Genomic DNA, 14831 nt, shown 5'->3' with positions numbered 1-14831 from the left:
TCTTCAAACTTACGGCTTTTCTAAGCCTACAGGCGGCCAAGCTTCTAATTTGGAACCTAATGTCAGACCTTTAGAGGCCAACACTTCTTTGATCTCATTCAAAGATTTACGACCCAAATTAGGGGTCTTGAGAAGCTCGGTTTCAGTACGTTGAATCAAATCGCCAATATAGTAAATATCTTCAGCTTTCAGACAATTAGCTGAACGTACGGTTAATTCCAAATCATCTACAGGACGCAGCAAGATAGGATCGATAGGAGGCGCTTTTTCTTCAACCTCTTCAACCGGAGTACCTTGCAAATCTGCAAAAATAGACATTTGGTCAATTAAGATACGTGCGGCACTACGTACAGCTTCTTCTGGATCAATAGAACCATTGGTTTCAATATCCAAAACCAATTTATCCAAATCCGTACGTTGCTCTACGCGTGCAGGTTCAACTTCAAAGCTAACACGACTGATGGGCGAAAAGCTCGCATCCAACTGAATCGCACCAATCTGTTTATTCTCATCACGCAATACGCGACGACCTGAAACAGATTGATAACCACGACCTTGCTCTACTTTAATTTCCATGTCGATTTGACCATTGTCGGACAAGTGGCAAATAACATGTTCAGGATTGATGATTTCCACATCATGTGGCAAATCAATGTCACCGGCTACAACAGCACCGGCACCTGCTTTTTTCAAAGTCAACTGAACTTGATTACGACCGTGAAGCTTAAATACGATACCTTTAATGTTCAAGAGAACGTCAACAACATCCTCTTGAACACCATCAATAGTAGAGTATTCGTGCAATACGCCAGAAATAACTACTTCAGTTGGGGCAAAGCCATTCATGGATGACAGTAAGATACGACGCAAAGCATTACCTAAAGTATGACCAAAACCACGCTCAAATGGCTGCATAGACACCTTAGCTCGAGTAGAAGACAAGGTATCTACATCGATTTGACGAGGTTTCAAAAATTCGGTTGTGCTATTTTGCATTTAACTGTCCCTCATTGAGCTAGCATTATTTAGAGTAGAACTCTACCACCAGCTGTTCATTAATATCGCCAGACAATTCTGAGCGATCCGGCATATTTTTGAATACACCTTCCAATTTGTCGGCATCAACAGATACCCAGCTTGGCAAGCCAATTTGAGTAGCCAAGCTCAATGCCTCTTGGATACGTACTTGTTTCTTAGCTTTTTCACGAACAGCTACAACATCACCTGCTTTAACTTGGAAAGAAGGGATATTAACAACCTGACCGTTTACAACGATAGCTTTATGAGAAACCAATTGACGTGCTTCAGCGCGGGTAGAGCCAAAACCCATACGATAAACGACATTATCCAAACGGGACTCCAGCAATTGCAACAGCAATTCACCGGTAGAACCTTTACGACGATCAGCTTCCGCAAAGTAACGACGGAATTGGCGTTCTAACACACCATAAATACGACGGATTTTTTGTTTTTCACGCAATTGCAAACCGTAGTCTGACAAACGTGGTTTTTTCGCACCGTGCTGACCAGGTGCAGAATCCATTTTACATTTTGAATCCAAAGAGCGACGTGCGCTCTTCAAAAACAGATCCGTACCTTCGCGACGTGCTAATTTACATTTAGGGCCAATATAACGTGCCATGTTTTAAATCACTCCAATATTAAATACGACGTTTTTTAGGCGGACGGCAACCGTTATGAGGCAACGGGGTAACGTCAGTAATGCTGGTAATCTTGAAACCAAGAGCGTTTAAAGCACGTACAGAAGATTCGCGACCAGGGCCAGGGCCTTTAATGCGGACTTCTAAATTTTTAACGCCATACTCTTGGGCAACTTTACCAGCTGCTTCTGCTGCAACTTGTGCTGCAAATGGTGTACTTTTACGAGAACCTTTAAAACCAGCGCCGCCAGAGGTAGCCCAAGACAATGCATTGCCTTGACGGTCAGTGATTGTAATGATGGTATTGTTGAAAGATGCATGAACGTGCACAATACCTTCGCTTACGGTTTTACGTACTTTTTTACGTACACGCGAAGCTGTGTTTGCTTTAGCCATTAATCAAATTCCTTAAAATTTATTTCTTACCGGCAATCGCTTTGCGCGGACCTTTACGGGTACGGGCATTTGTGCGAGTGCGTTGACCACGACAAGGCAAGCCACGACGATGACGGAAGCCACGATAGCAACCCATATCCATCAGTCGTTTAATGCTCATCGTTACTTCACGACGCAAATCACCTTCAACTTCATATTTAGCAACTTGCTCACGCAAAGCGTCTAATTGAGCCTCGTCCAAATCTTTTGCTTTAGTAGTAGGAGCAATATTTGCTGCCTCACAAATCAATTTAGCACGAGTCGCACCAATACCATAAATAGCCTGAAGACCAATTACGATATGGGCATTATTAGGGATATTTACCCCTGCAATACGAGCCATATTTTTTCCTTTTTAGGGCAAAGTATGTCACTATACCACAAAATCAAGAGTTAAGAAAACTAACTTCTTAGCCTTGACGTTGTTTGTGACGTGGGTCAGTACAAATTACGCGAACTACACGATTACGACGAATAATCTTGCAATTGCGACAAATTTTCTTTACAGAAGGTTGTACACGCATTTTATTTCCTTTTATCGTTTATCTTGCTCGGAAAACAATCCGAGCACGGGTTAAATCATAAGGAGTTAGTTCAACTGTTACCTTATCACCTGGAGAAATACGGATATAGTGCATTCGCATTTTTCCAGAGATATGACCAAGTACTACATGATCATTTTCCAGTTTTACTTTAAACGTTGCATTGGGCAAAGTCTCAAGGATTTCACCCTGCATCTGTATGGTATCTTCTTTAGCCATAAGCCTACTTACGTGATAAAGATTTCATATCTGGACGACTCATCAAATCTTCATACTGACTACTCATTACGTAGGAATTGATTTGCGTCCTAAAATCCATTGTAACGACAACCAAGATAAGCAAAGACGTTCCGCCTAAATAGAAAGGCACATTCAATGCTGTCGTTAAAAATTCAGGTATTAGACAGATTGTAGTGATATACAAAGCACCAAATAATGTCAGTCTCAGTACAACTTTTTCCAAATATCTAGAGGTTTGCTCACCTGGGCGAATACCAGGTACAAATGCACCACTTTTCTTCAAATTCTCAGCCATTTCTTTGGGGCTAAATACTAAAGCAGTATAGAAATAACAGAAGAAAATAATAGTTGTTGCAAATAATACAATATACAAAGGTTGCCCATGTTGCAGCATTGCAGCAACCTTGTGAAGAATAGAATTCGTACTATTTGAACCAAACCAACCTAAAAGAGTAGATGGAAAAAGGATAATACTGGAAGCAAAAATAGGAGGAATAACACCGGCCATATTTAGCTTGAACGGCATATGAATGCTTTGTCCTGGCATCATTCCAGAGCCAAATTGCCTTTTAGCATAATGCACAGGAACCTTACGCTGAGCACTTTCAAAATATACTACAGCATAGACCAACAGCAAAATACCAATAACAATGGATACTGCCATTAACATACTCATAGAGCCTTGTTCAGTCAAAGTCAACAACCGAACAATACCAGATGGAATACCCGATACAATACCTGCTGTAATAATTAAGGAAATACCATTACCGATACCACGCTCGGTAATCTGCTCCCCCAACCACATCAAAAACATCGTACCTGTAACCAAACAGACTACTGTAGAAATATGAAACTCAAGCGAACTTGTTACAACAACTCCTTGTTGATAAACAAATGTTGCAACACCAAAGCTTTGTAATACAGCCAATAATACCGTCCCATACCTAGTATATTTCGTAATTATTTTCCGACCAGCCTCACCTTCCTTTTTTAAAGCTTTTAAAGAAGGAATGATCTCCGAAGCAAGCTGAACAATAATCGACGATGAAATATAAGGCATGATACCGATTGCAAATATACTAAAGCGCTCCAACGAACCACCCGAGAACATATTTAACATTCCGAATATGCCGTTTGCAGCGCCTTCGTATAACTTAGCTAATGCAACAGCATCTACGCCCGGTACCGGTATATGAGCACCAATACGGAAAACGACTAAAGCTCCTAATAGAAACACTAGACGTTTTTTCAGATCTCCAAATTTGGATAATCCTGATAAAGATTGTTGATTAGCCACTATAGTGCAAGCCTTATTCTTCTACTTTGCCACCAGCAGCTTCAATTGCAGCTTTAGCACCTTTAGTAGCTTTTACACCTTTCAAGGTAACCGCTTTTGAAATTTCACCAGAAGCAATAACTTTTACATTAGAAGCAGTCGCAGGAATCAGACCAGCTTGTTTAAGAACCAAAACATCAATTTCGTTTACAGCAATCAGATTCAACTCACTCAAACGAACTTCAGCATTAGCGGCAGCAGTCAAAGATTTGAAACCACGCTTAGGCAGGCGGCGTTGCAAAGGCATTTGACCACCTTCAAAACCTACCTTGTGGAAACCGCCAGCACGGCTTTTTTGACCTTTATGGCCACGACCACCTGTCTTACCCAGGCCACTACCAATACCACGGCCTACACGACGACTAGCGTGAGTAGCACCCTCAGCAGGTTGAATAGTATTCAAAAACATATTAAGACTCCACTTTCAACAAGTAGCTGATTTTATTGATCATACCACGGTTTTCAGGGGTATCCAAAACCTCTACTGTATGCTCACGGCGACGCAAACCTAAGCCACGAGCACAAGCACGATGAGATTCAATTGTACCGATCAGGCTCTTAACCAATGTAACTTTAATCTTTTTTTGCTCAGTCATGGTTAGCTCCCAAAATATCTTCTACTGTCAAGCCACGTTTAGCAGCAATATCAGCAGGGGTATACAGTTTAGACAAACCGTCTAATGTAGCACGTACAATATTGTAAGGGTTAGTGGAACCATGCACTTTAGCTGAGATATTATGTATACCCATAGCATCAAATACTAAACGCATTGGACCACCAGCTTTTACACCGCTACCTTCTTTAGCAGGTTGCATAAATACTTTAGTAGCGCCATGACGACCAATAACTTCATGATGAATAGTACCATTTTTCAAAGGTACTTTAATCATAGAGCGGCGTGCTTGATCCATTGCTTTTTGAACAGCAACTGGCACTTCTTTTGATTTACCCTTACCCATACCGATGCGACCATCACCATCACCAACAACAGTCAGTGCAGAGAAAGCCATGATACGGCCACCTTTAACTACTTTAGTCACGCGATTAACTGCGACCATCTTTTCAATCAGGCCGTCACCGCGTTCTTCAATTTCATGTTTTGCCATCTGAAAGTCTCCAAATATTAGAAGCTTAAACCATTTTCACGTGCAGCTTCAGCCAAAGCTTTCACACGACCGTGATATTGGAAACCTGAACGGTCAAAAGCAACTTTTTCAACACCTACTGCTTTAGCTTTTTCAGCAATACGCTTACCAACTACAGCTGCTGCTTCAACGTTGCTACCTGATTTCAGGCTACTACGTACTTCAGCTTCCAATGTAGAGGCTTGAGCCAATACTTTATCACCTTCAGCACTAATTACTTGAGCATAAATATGATTATTGCTGCGGAACACACATAATCTTACCATTTTCAAGTCCGCAATACGCGCACGGGTTTTGCGTGCACGACGGAGTCGGGTTGTATGTTTATCCATTAGTGAACCTCAATTATTTTTTCTTGGCTTCTTTCATCACTACTACTTCACCTACATAACGAACACCTTTGCCTTTATAAGGCTCAGGAGAACGGAATGCACGAATTTCAGCAGCGACTTGGCCAACCACTTGTTTATCTGCACCAGTCAAAACGATTTCTGTTTGGCTAGGAGTTTGAACAGAAACACCTTCAGGCATTTCATATACGATTGGATGAGAGAAACCCAAAGATAAGTTCAAAACTTTGCCTTGCGCTTGGGCACGATAACCCACACCAATCAATTGAAGTTTTTTCTCAAAACCTTCAGAAACACCCTTAACCATGTTATTAACCAATGCACGAGCAGTACCAGACATAGCATTAGCCTGTTTACTGTCATTTTTTGCAGCAAAAGTCAATTTACCATCGTTTAGTTCAATAGCAACATCGGAATGCAAAGGAAAGGACAATTCGCCATGTTTACCTTTGATTACCAATGCATCTGTTCCGAATTTTACTTCTACACCAGCAGGAACAGTCACTGGGTTTTTTGCGACGCGTGACATTTACATTTCTCCACTAGGCTACGATGCACAACAACTCACCACCAACACCCTCAGAACGGGCTTTGCGATCAGTCATCACACCTTTAGAAGTACTAACAATAGCAACACCCAAGCCATTCATTACGCTAGGGATCTCGCTTGATGCTTTGTAAATACGCAAACCAGGGCGTGAAACACGTTTAATTTGCTCAATCACAGGGCGACCTGCATAGTATTTCAATTGAATTTCCAATACCGGTTTTGCATCAGCAGAAACCGTAAAATCCTCGATATAGCCTTCATCTTTCAGAACTTTTGCAATTGCACATTTCAATTTTGAAGAAGGCATGGCAACAGTTGCTTTATTAGCACGTTGCGCATTGCGAATACGAGTCAACATATCGGAAATAGGATCATGCATACTCATTATTTATACTCCTATTACCAGCTAGCTTTAACAACACCAGGAATCTCGCCACGCATAGCGATTTCACGGATTTTAATACGACCCAAACCAAATTTACGGAAAGTGCCACGAGGACGACCTGTTAAAGCACAACGACGACGTTGACGTACAGGTGCTGCATTACGAGGAATGGATTGAAATTTCAAACGTGCTTCAAAGCGTTCTTCTTCAGTCGCATTAGCATCATTAATAACAGCGAAAATTGCCTCACGTTTAGCTGCAAACTTTTTCGCCAATGCTTGACGTTTCAGCTCACGATTAATAAGTGCTTTCTTAGCCATGATTATCCTTTAAACGGAAACTTGAACAGTGACAACAAAGCTTTCGCTTCTTCATCAGTTTTTGCAGTAGTTGTAATAGTAATATTCAAACCACGCAAAGCATCAATCTTATCGTATTCAATTTCCGGGAAAATAATTTGCTCACGAACGCCCATATTGTAATTGCCACGACCATCAAATGATTTACCGCTTACACCACGGAAGTCACGTACGCGAGGCAATGCAATAGTAATCAAACGATCCAAGAATTCAAACATTTGATCACGACGCAATGTTACTTTGCAACCAACTGGATAGTTATCACGGATTTTAAAACCTGCGATAGATTTACGGGCAACAGTAACAACTGGTTTTTGACCAGCAATTTTCTCTAAATCAGAAACAGCGTGCTCCATTACTTTTTTATCAGCAACAGCTTCACCTACACCCATATTCAAGGTGATTTTCTCAATACGTGGAACTTCCATTACTGATTTGTAACCAAATTGTTTAACCAATTCAGGAACAACTGTATCTTTATAAAACTCTCTCAAACGAGCCATGTTATCTCCTTATGCTCCAATGATAGAGCCATTTGATTTGAAGAAACGAACGCGTTTAACTTTGCCTTCATTTTCAATCAGCTTAATACCAACACGGTCTGCTTTATTAGTTTCCGGATTCAGGATTGCAATATTAGAAATATCCAAAGGCATTTCTTTAGTAATAATACCACCCTCAATACCACGCATTGGATTAGGTTTTTGATGGCGTTTCACAACATTCACACCTTCAACAACAACTTTATCACCCAACACTCGAACTACTTGACCTTGCTTACCTTTATCTTTACCAGCAATCACTACAACCTGATCGCCTTTAATGATTTTATTCATCGCGCTATTCCTTATAATACTTCAGGCGCCAATGAAACGATTTTCATAAATCGCTCAGTACGCAATTCACGGGTTACCGGGCCAAAAATACGAGTACCCAGAGGCTCAAGTTTATTATTTAATAACACAGCGGCGTTGTTATCAAATTTAATTAGCGCACCATCAGGACGACGTACACCCTTAGCAGTACGAACAACTACCGCATTGTATACATCACCTTTTTTGACACGACCACGTGGGGCTGCATCTTTAACTGCAACTTTAATAATATCGCCAACAGAAGCGTAGCGACGCTTAGATCCGCCTAATACCTTGATACACATCACGCGACGCGCACCAGAGTTATCAGCCACATCTAAGATGGTCTGCATTTGAATCATATTAGTACCTTTAAATTAACCAACTTAATTTACCACTTTCATATAACTCGCACCTTACTTTAAGCTGCTTATTAAATGAAACCATCACGGTTCTAGTAAACCAGTCTTGGATCCCGAAGGGAGAGAAACTTCCATAAGAAGCTGGAAGATAAGAAACGAAGTTTACACGCAAATTAATTTTGCTGCAAGACTTCGTTTCTTATTAAGCTGCATTACTGTATTTTAAATCAAACAGTACGTGCTTTCTCAACCAATTCTTTGACAACCCAAGACTTGGTTTTTGACAAAGGACGAGATTCTTCGATTACCACTACATCACCGATGCCATATTGATTGCTTTCATCATGTGCATGGATTTTAGTTGATAAACGAATGATTTTACCGTACAGAGGGTGTTTAACTTTACGCTCAACCAATACTGTAACAGTTTTGTCCATTTTGTCGCTTACCACTTTGCCTTGCAAAGTACGAACATTTTTAGCTTCGCTCATTACTTAGCACCTTTTTCAGTTAAAATGGTTTTAATACGAGCAATATCGCGACGTACACGTTTCAACTCGCTAGATTTACCCAACTGACCGGTTGCATTTTGCATGCGCAAGCCAAACTGAGCTTTCAACAAGTCCAACAAATCAGAGTTTAATTGCTCAATAGATTTGTCTTTCAATTCATTTGCTTTCATTATTGACCCACCTGTCTTACCACAAAGGTTGTAGGAATAGGCAATTTGGCAGCGGCCAATTCAAATGCTTCACGAGCCAAAGACTCAGGAACACCGTCCATTTCGTACAATACTTTGCCTGGTTTAATTTCAGCAATGTAATATTCCACATTACCTTTACCGCCACCCATACGAACTTGGATAGGTTTCTCAGTAATTGGTTTATCAGGGAATACACGAATCCAAATGCGACCGCCACGTTTAATATGACGAGTCATAGTACGACGAGCAGCTTCGATTTGGCGGGCAGTCAAACGACCACGGCCTACGGCTTTCAAACCGAACTCACCGAAACTTACTTTGTTACCGCGAGTAGCAATACCGGTGTTACGACCTTTTTGTTGCTTGCGATATTTCAGTCTAGTTGGCTGCAGCATTACGTCCACCTGCCTTTCTTTGTTTCTTCTCATGCTCAGGTTTAGAAGATTTAATATTACCTTCTGTATAAACCCAAACTTTCAGACCCAGTACACCATAAGTAGTGTGCGCTTCGCTAGTTGCATAATCTACGTTCGCACGCAAAGTATGCAAAGGTACGCGACCTTCACGGTACCATTCGCTACGAGCGATATCAGCACCATTCAGACGGCCTGAAGTCATGATCTTGATGCCTTTGGCACCAGAACGCATTGCATTTTGCATTGCACGTTTCATTGCACGACGGAATTGGACGCGTTTTTCAAGTTGCTGAGCAATACCATCAGCAATAATTTGCGCATCCAACTCAGGACGGCGAATCTCTTCAATATTTACATGAACTGGCACACCCATCAGAGCTTGCAAGTCACGTTTCAAGATTTCGATATCCTCACCTTTTTTACCAATAACCACACCTGGACGAGCAGAGTGGATAGTGATACGTGCAGATTTAGCAGGACGTTCGATTACTACGCGACCAACTGAAGCATTTGCCAATTTTTTGCGCAAGTAATTACGAACATCAATATCTTGTTTCAAAACAGTTGAAAAGTCGGTGCTTTTAGCAAACCATTTTGAAGCCCAGTCTTTAGTTACCGCCAGGCGAAAGCCTGTAGGGTTAATCTTTTGTCCCATAGCTTTTCCTTAGTTGCCCACTGTCACATTAATATGACAAGTTTGTTTCTCGATGCGGTTACCGCGACCTTTGGCACGAGCTTGGAAACGTTTCAAGCTTGGGCCTTTGTCAACAAAGATAGTTACCACTTTCAGTTCGTCAATGTCAGCACCATTGTTGTGCTCGGCATTAGCGATTGCTGATTCCAATACTTTTTTAATCAGCTCAGCACCTTTTTTAGGGCTGAATGCCAAGATATTCAAAGCTTGGGCAACGTCTTTACCACGAATCAAATCAGCTACCAAGCGAGCCTTTTGAGCTGAAATACGGGCATTTTTATGTTGTGCACTTACTCTCATGATTCACCTTATTTCTTTTTAGCCTTTTTATCGGCCAAGTGGCCTTTAAAGGTACGGGTCAATGAGAACTCACCTAATTTATGACCAACCATGTTGTCACTGATAAACACAGGCACGTGAGTGCGACCGTTATGTACAGCGATAGTCAGACCAATGAAATCAGGCAAAATGGTAGAACGACGTGACCAAGTTTTAATTGGGCGTTTGTCGTTGCTTGCACGAGCAGCATCTACTTTTTTCAGCAAATGCAGGTCTACATATGGGCCTTTTTTTAATGAACGAGCCATACTAATTAACCTTTATTTGAGTAACGACGACGAACAATCATGTTATCCGTGCGTTTGTTATTACGAGTGCGGTAGCCCTTAGCAGGAGTACCCCATGGGCTAACCGGTTCGCGAGCTTCACCAGTACGGCCTTCACCACCACCATGTGGGTGATCGACAGGGTTCATGACAACACCACGAACGGTCGGACGAATACCACGCCAGCGGTTAGCACCAGCTTTGCCGATTTTTTTCAGGCTTTGTTCTTCGTTACCAACCTCACCGATAGTTGCACGGCAATTTACGCTAATTTTACGCACTTCACCAGAACGCAAACGAACTTGAGCATAAGCACCTTCTTTTGCAAGCAATACCGCAGAAGCACCAGCTGAACGGGCAATTTGTGCACCTTTACCTGGTTTCATTTCGATACAGTGAATAGTTGTACCAACTGGAATATTGCGAATCGGCAGAGTGTTACCTACTTTGATAGCAGCTTCAGCACCGGAAACCAATACTGCGCCGGCCTGAATACCACGAGGAGCAATGATGTAGCGACGCTCACCATCTGCATAGCACAACAATGCGATAAATGCAGTACGGTTAGGGTCATACTCGATACGCTCTACTTTTGCAGGGATACCGTCTTTGTTACGTTTAAAATCTACAACACGGTAATGGTGTTTATGGCCACCACCTTTATGGCGGGTAGTGATATGACCATTGTTGTTACGACCGGCAGTAGAATTTTTCTTTTCCAGCAGAGGTGCATAAGGTGCACCTTTGTGCAAACCTTCTGTTACCACGCGAACCATGCCGCGACGGCCTGCAGAGGTCGGCTTCATTTTAACGATTGCCATTTTGTTTATTCCTTATCTGCAGCTGCAGCAGCGGCTTCCAAATCAAACTCTTGACCGGCAGCCAGGCTTACGTAAGCCTTTTTAACATCGCTGCGACGACCTAAAGTGCGACCAAAACGTTTAATTTTACCTTTAATGGTAACAGTAGTAACGTCTGCAACTTGGACACCGAACAGCAACTCAACTGCTGCTTTAATTTCAGGTTTAGTTGCATTTGCCAAAACTTTAAACGTCATTTGGTTACGTTTTTCAGCCAATACGTTGCTTTTTTCAGAAACGATAGGTGCCAAGATTACTTGAGTCAAACGTTGTTGATTCATACCCATTGCTCCTCTAATTGTGCAACTGCATCTTTAGTGATAACGACTTTTTTGTAACGCAGCAAGCTGTAAGGATCAACTTGTTGGGCTTCCAAAACCAATACGTTAGGCAAGTTGCGTGAAGCCAAGTAAACATTCTCGTCGAGCTGTTTAGTTACAAACAGAACTTGCTCCAAACCCAAGTTTTTCACTTGTTCGGCAAAAACTTTAGTTTTAGGAGTTTCAGCAGTCAATGCTTCGATTGCAAACAAACGTTCGTCACGAGCCAATTGGGACAAAATAGTCGCCATACCGGCACGGTACATTTTACGATTCACTTTTTGAGTAAAGTTTTCGTCAGGTTTGTTTGGGAATGCACGACCACCTTTACGCCACAGCGGAGAAGAAGTCATACCAGAACGAGCACGGCCGGTACCTTTTTGGCGCCATGGTTTTTTAGTAGAGTGATTTACTTCGGCACGAGTTTTTTGAGCACGGTTGCCAGAACGGGCATTTGCCAAGTAAGCAGTAACCAGTTGGTGAACCAGAGCTTCATTGTATTCGCGAGCAAACAAAGCATCAGAAACAGCCAAGCTGCCAGATACTTGTCCTTTAGCGTCAATTACTTTCAATTCCATTACGCACCTACTTTCACGCTAGGACGAACCACGACGTCGCTGTTAACCGAACCCGGAACAGCACCTTTAACCAACAAGAGTTGGCGTTCAGCATCAACACGTACAACTTCCAATTTTTGAACAGTTGCTTTAGTGTTACCGTATTGACCTGCCATACGTTTACCAGGGAACACTCGACCAGGGTCTTGTGCCATACCGATAGAACCAGGAACACGGTGTGAACGGGAGTTACCGTGGGAAGTACGTTGAGCACCGAAGTTGTGACGTTTGATCGTACCAGAGAAACCTTTACCTTTAGAGGTACCGGTTACATCCACTAATTGACCAACTTCAAACATGGAAACGGTAATTTCATCACCGGCTTTCAATTCAGCCAGCTTCTCTTCAGTCAAAGCAAATTCAACCAAACCACGGCCGGCTTCAACACCTGCTTTCGCAAAGTGACCAGCTTCAGCTTTGTTGACACGATTAGCTTTTTTCTGACCAAAGGTAACTTGTACAGCAGTGTAGCCGTCAGTATCTTTGGATTTTACTTGTGTAACGCGGTTGGCAGACATATCCAAAACAGTTACCGGAACAGAAACACCCTGTTCGTCGAACACGCGAGTCATACCAACTTTGCGTCCAACCAGACCTAAAGTCATGATTATTTTCCTTTTTAAGTAAAGGGGCGGGCTACGATTGGCCTGCCTTTCAGACAAAGTTAAACTTGATACGGATGTACCAAGTCCGCCATTATAATTGACAACTCAAAGAAATATCAACAAAAATTTCAATTTAACTTCTTAAGCCCCTCTTTTTTTCTGAAGAATACTACAAAATATCAGAAATTTTCAGACGGCCTAAGAATTTTATAAAAAACCGAACAGCTAAGCTGTTCGGTTTTTTAGTTCTTATTGAACTTTAATTTCTACATCTACACCTGCTGGAAGATCCAGTTTCATCAGTGCATCAGTAGTTTTATCAGTCCAGTCCACAATGTCCATCAGACGCAAGTGGGTGCGGATTTCCAATTGTTCACGAGAAGTTTTGTTCACGTGAGGAGAACGCAAAATATTGAAACGTTCGATTTTAGTTGGCAAAGGGATCGGACCTTTAACAACAGCACCAGTGCGTTTAGCAGTTTCAACGATTTCTTGTGCAGAACGGTCAATCAGACTGTAGTCATAAGCTTTCAGGCGGATACGGATTTTTTGGTTTGCCATTTATCAATATCCCTCAATTAAGCGATGATAGAAGAAACCACACCTGCACCTACGGTACGGCCACCTTCGCGAATCGCAAAGCGCAGACCTTCTTCCATAGCGATAGGTGCAATCAGTTCTACAGTAATGGTTACGTTCTCACCCGGCATTACCATTTCTACGCCTTCTTCCAAAGTAACTGCACCAGTTACGTCGGTAGTACGGAAGTAGAATTGTGGGCGGTAGTTAGCGAAGAACGGAGTGTGACGGCCACCCTCTTCTTTGCTCAGTACGTATACTTCTGCTTTGAACTTGGTGTGAGGAGTGATGGTACCTGGTTTGGCCAATACTTGACCACGCTCTACGTCTTCACGTTTAGTACCACGCAGCAATACGCCTACGTTGTCACCTGCTTGACCTTCGTCCAGCAGTTTGCGGAACATTTCAACGCCGGTACAAGTGGTTTTTTGGGTTTCTTTCAGACCTACGATTTCGATCTCGTCACCAACGTGGATGATGCCGCGCTCTACACGACCGGTTACTACTGTGCCACGGCCAGAGATAGAGAATACGTCTTCGATAGGCAACAAGAAAGGTTTGTCCACAGCACGCTCAGGTGTTGGGATGTAGCTGTCCAAAGCAGCAGCCAGTTCGAAGATTTTTTCTTCGTAAGCAGCATCACCTTCCAAAGCTTTCAGTGCAGAACCTTGTACGATTGGGCAGTCGTCACCTGGGAAGTCGTAGCTTGACAGCAGGTCACGGATTTCCATTTCAACCAGTTCCAACAATTCGGCATCGTCAACCATGTCGCATTTGTTCATGAACACGATGATGTAAGGTACACCTACTTGGCGAGCCAACAGGATGTGTTCGCGAGTTTGAGGCATAGGGCCGTCAGCTGCGGAACATACCAAGATAGCGCCGTCCATTTGGGCAGCACCGGTAATCATGTTTTTAACGTAGTCGGCGTGGCCCGGGCAGTCTACGTGTGCGTAGTGGCGGGTTTCGGTTTCGTATTCTACGTGTGAGGTATTAATGGTAATACCACGGGCTTTTTCTTCAGGAGCGTTATCGATTTGGTCGTAAGCTTTTGCAGCGCCACCGAATTTTTTAGCCAAAATAGTAGTCAATGCAGCAGTCAGAGTGGTTTTACCATGGTCAACGTGACCGATAGTACCAACGTTTACGTGCGGTTTGCTACGTTCAAATTTTTCCTTAGCCATGAGCTAATTCCTTTACATATAAAGATCG

Annotated in this window: 29 protein-coding genes; all 29 read right to left on the bottom strand. The window is 42.5% G+C overall.

Translation table 11 applies throughout. The features are described from left to right. Positions 1 to 9: 9 nt before the first annotated feature. Positions 10 to 996: a DNA-directed RNA polymerase subunit alpha gene (locus tag ACTHUF_RS09840; protein WP_003749298.1), complete on the bottom strand. Its 987-nt coding sequence runs from the start codon at positions 994 to 996 to the stop codon at positions 10 to 12. Positions 997 to 1021: 25 nt separating this feature from the next. Next, positions 1022 to 1642, bottom strand: coding sequence for a 30S ribosomal protein S4 (gene rpsD / locus ACTHUF_RS09835; RefSeq protein ID WP_003749296.1), 621 nt, complete (start codon positions 1640 to 1642; stop codon positions 1022 to 1024). A gap of 19 nt (positions 1643 to 1661) precedes the next feature. Next, positions 1662 to 2057, bottom strand: a complete 396-nt coding sequence (rpsK, locus tag ACTHUF_RS09830) for a 30S ribosomal protein S11 (RefSeq protein ID WP_002216249.1) — start codon at positions 2055 to 2057, stop codon at positions 1662 to 1664. A gap of 19 nt (positions 2058 to 2076) precedes the next feature. Beyond that, positions 2077 to 2439 (bottom strand): 30S ribosomal protein S13, encoded by a 363-nt coding sequence (gene rpsM / locus ACTHUF_RS09825; protein ID WP_003749295.1) that lies wholly within the window; start codon positions 2437 to 2439, stop codon positions 2077 to 2079. Positions 2440 to 2506: 67 nt separating this feature from the next. Continuing rightward, entirely contained in the window at positions 2507 to 2620 is a 114-nt protein-coding gene (gene rpmJ, locus ACTHUF_RS09820) for a 50S ribosomal protein L36 (protein ID WP_003697674.1), read from the bottom strand. An 18-nt stretch (positions 2621 to 2638) separates the two neighbouring features. Continuing rightward, entirely contained in the window at positions 2639 to 2857 is a 219-nt protein-coding gene (gene infA, locus ACTHUF_RS09815; protein WP_003684714.1) for a translation initiation factor IF-1, read from the bottom strand. Between the two features lie 4 nt (positions 2858 to 2861). After that, positions 2862 to 4175 (bottom strand): preprotein translocase subunit SecY, encoded by a 1314-nt coding sequence (gene secY / locus ACTHUF_RS09810; protein ID WP_003749293.1) that lies wholly within the window; start codon positions 4173 to 4175, stop codon positions 2862 to 2864. 13 nt (positions 4176 to 4188) lie between these two features. Then, the gene (gene rplO / locus ACTHUF_RS09805; RefSeq protein ID WP_003749291.1) at positions 4189 to 4623 is read right to left on the bottom strand and encodes a 50S ribosomal protein L15; all 435 of its coding nucleotides are present in this window, start codon (positions 4621 to 4623) and stop codon (positions 4189 to 4191) included. A 1-nt stretch (position 4624) separates the two neighbouring features. After that, positions 4625 to 4810, bottom strand: a complete 186-nt coding sequence (rpmD, locus tag ACTHUF_RS09800) for a 50S ribosomal protein L30 (RefSeq protein ID WP_003684808.1) — start codon at positions 4808 to 4810, stop codon at positions 4625 to 4627. After that, the gene (rpsE, locus tag ACTHUF_RS09795) at positions 4803 to 5321 is read right to left on the bottom strand and encodes a 30S ribosomal protein S5 (protein WP_003684704.1); all 519 of its coding nucleotides are present in this window, start codon (positions 5319 to 5321) and stop codon (positions 4803 to 4805) included. The genes rpmD and rpsE overlap by 8 nt, the downstream gene beginning before the upstream one ends. A 17-nt stretch (positions 5322 to 5338) precedes the next feature. Next, a complete protein-coding gene (gene rplR, locus ACTHUF_RS09790; RefSeq protein ID WP_003749287.1) occupies positions 5339 to 5692 on the bottom strand; it encodes a 50S ribosomal protein L18 in 354 nt (117 codons plus the stop codon). A 13-nt stretch (positions 5693 to 5705) separates the two neighbouring features. Beyond that, positions 5706 to 6239, bottom strand: coding sequence for a 50S ribosomal protein L6 (gene rplF, locus ACTHUF_RS09785; protein WP_003749285.1), 534 nt, complete (start codon positions 6237 to 6239; stop codon positions 5706 to 5708). Positions 6240 to 6252: 13 nt separating this feature from the next. Then, a complete protein-coding gene (gene rpsH / locus ACTHUF_RS09780; RefSeq protein WP_003749283.1) occupies positions 6253 to 6645 on the bottom strand; it encodes a 30S ribosomal protein S8 in 393 nt (130 codons plus the stop codon). Between the two features lie 14 nt (positions 6646 to 6659). After that, positions 6660 to 6965 (bottom strand): 30S ribosomal protein S14, encoded by a 306-nt coding sequence (rpsN, locus tag ACTHUF_RS09775; RefSeq protein ID WP_003684736.1) that lies wholly within the window; start codon positions 6963 to 6965, stop codon positions 6660 to 6662. Between the two features lie 2 nt (positions 6966 to 6967). Further along, entirely contained in the window at positions 6968 to 7507 is a 540-nt protein-coding gene (rplE, locus tag ACTHUF_RS09770; protein WP_003684750.1) for a 50S ribosomal protein L5, read from the bottom strand. A 9-nt stretch (positions 7508 to 7516) separates the two neighbouring features. Then, complete coding sequence (gene rplX / locus ACTHUF_RS09765; RefSeq protein WP_049348887.1) at positions 7517 to 7840, bottom strand: 50S ribosomal protein L24; 324 nt, start codon at positions 7838 to 7840, stop codon at positions 7517 to 7519. Positions 7841 to 7851: 11 nt separating this feature from the next. Next, positions 7852 to 8220, bottom strand: coding sequence for a 50S ribosomal protein L14 (gene rplN / locus ACTHUF_RS09760; protein ID WP_002215434.1), 369 nt, complete (start codon positions 8218 to 8220; stop codon positions 7852 to 7854). 227 nt (positions 8221 to 8447) lie between these two features. After that, positions 8448 to 8711, bottom strand: a complete 264-nt coding sequence (gene rpsQ / locus ACTHUF_RS09755; protein WP_003749281.1) for a 30S ribosomal protein S17 — start codon at positions 8709 to 8711, stop codon at positions 8448 to 8450. Further along, a complete protein-coding gene (gene rpmC, locus ACTHUF_RS09750; protein WP_003684705.1) occupies positions 8711 to 8902 on the bottom strand; it encodes a 50S ribosomal protein L29 in 192 nt (63 codons plus the stop codon). The genes rpsQ and rpmC overlap by 1 nt, the downstream gene beginning before the upstream one ends. Next, on the bottom strand, positions 8902 to 9318 hold the full coding sequence (gene rplP / locus ACTHUF_RS09745; RefSeq protein WP_003749279.1) for a 50S ribosomal protein L16: 417 nt from the start codon (positions 9316 to 9318) through the stop codon (positions 8902 to 8904). Before rplP ends, rpmC begins: the two co-directional genes overlap by 1 nt. Beyond that, positions 9302 to 9994, bottom strand: coding sequence for a 30S ribosomal protein S3 (gene rpsC, locus ACTHUF_RS09740; protein WP_003684753.1), 693 nt, complete (start codon positions 9992 to 9994; stop codon positions 9302 to 9304). The genes rplP and rpsC overlap by 17 nt, the downstream gene beginning before the upstream one ends. 9 nt (positions 9995 to 10003) lie before the next feature. Further along, entirely contained in the window at positions 10004 to 10333 is a 330-nt protein-coding gene (rplV, locus tag ACTHUF_RS09735; protein ID WP_003749277.1) for a 50S ribosomal protein L22, read from the bottom strand. Between the two features lie 8 nt (positions 10334 to 10341). Further along, positions 10342 to 10620 carry a 30S ribosomal protein S19 gene (gene rpsS, locus ACTHUF_RS09730; RefSeq protein ID WP_002215422.1) on the bottom strand — a complete coding sequence of 93 codons (279 nt, stop codon included), beginning with the start codon at positions 10618 to 10620 and terminating at the stop codon, positions 10342 to 10344. Positions 10621 to 10625: 5 nt separating this feature from the next. Next, positions 10626 to 11459 carry a 50S ribosomal protein L2 gene (rplB, locus tag ACTHUF_RS09725; RefSeq protein WP_003684813.1) on the bottom strand — a complete coding sequence of 278 codons (834 nt, stop codon included), beginning with the start codon at positions 11457 to 11459 and terminating at the stop codon, positions 10626 to 10628. A 5-nt stretch (positions 11460 to 11464) separates the two neighbouring features. Then, a complete protein-coding gene (gene rplW / locus ACTHUF_RS09720) occupies positions 11465 to 11779 on the bottom strand; it encodes a 50S ribosomal protein L23 (protein WP_193388968.1) in 315 nt (104 codons plus the stop codon). After that, positions 11776 to 12396, bottom strand: a complete 621-nt coding sequence (rplD, locus tag ACTHUF_RS09715; RefSeq protein WP_003684798.1) for a 50S ribosomal protein L4 — start codon at positions 12394 to 12396, stop codon at positions 11776 to 11778. Before rplD ends, rplW begins: the two co-directional genes overlap by 4 nt. After that, positions 12396 to 13040: a 50S ribosomal protein L3 gene (rplC, locus tag ACTHUF_RS09710; RefSeq protein ID WP_003749272.1), complete on the bottom strand. Its 645-nt coding sequence runs from the start codon at positions 13038 to 13040 to the stop codon at positions 12396 to 12398. The genes rplD and rplC overlap by 1 nt, the downstream gene beginning before the upstream one ends. Before the next feature lie 249 nt (positions 13041 to 13289). Beyond that, positions 13290 to 13601, bottom strand: coding sequence for a 30S ribosomal protein S10 (rpsJ, locus tag ACTHUF_RS09705; RefSeq protein WP_002642322.1), 312 nt, complete (start codon positions 13599 to 13601; stop codon positions 13290 to 13292). 17 nt (positions 13602 to 13618) lie between these two features. Continuing rightward, the gene (gene tuf / locus ACTHUF_RS09700) at positions 13619 to 14803 is read right to left on the bottom strand and encodes an elongation factor Tu (RefSeq protein WP_003684779.1); all 1185 of its coding nucleotides are present in this window, start codon (positions 14801 to 14803) and stop codon (positions 13619 to 13621) included. Positions 14804 to 14831: the final 28 nt, after the last annotated feature.

This window comes from Neisseria sp. P0024.S006, from assembly GCF_051956595.1.
GTDB lineage: Bacteria > Pseudomonadota > Gammaproteobacteria > Burkholderiales > Neisseriaceae > Neisseria.
Note: the sequence above shows the minus strand (reverse complement) of the source record. Positions and strands in the feature narration are given on the sequence as shown.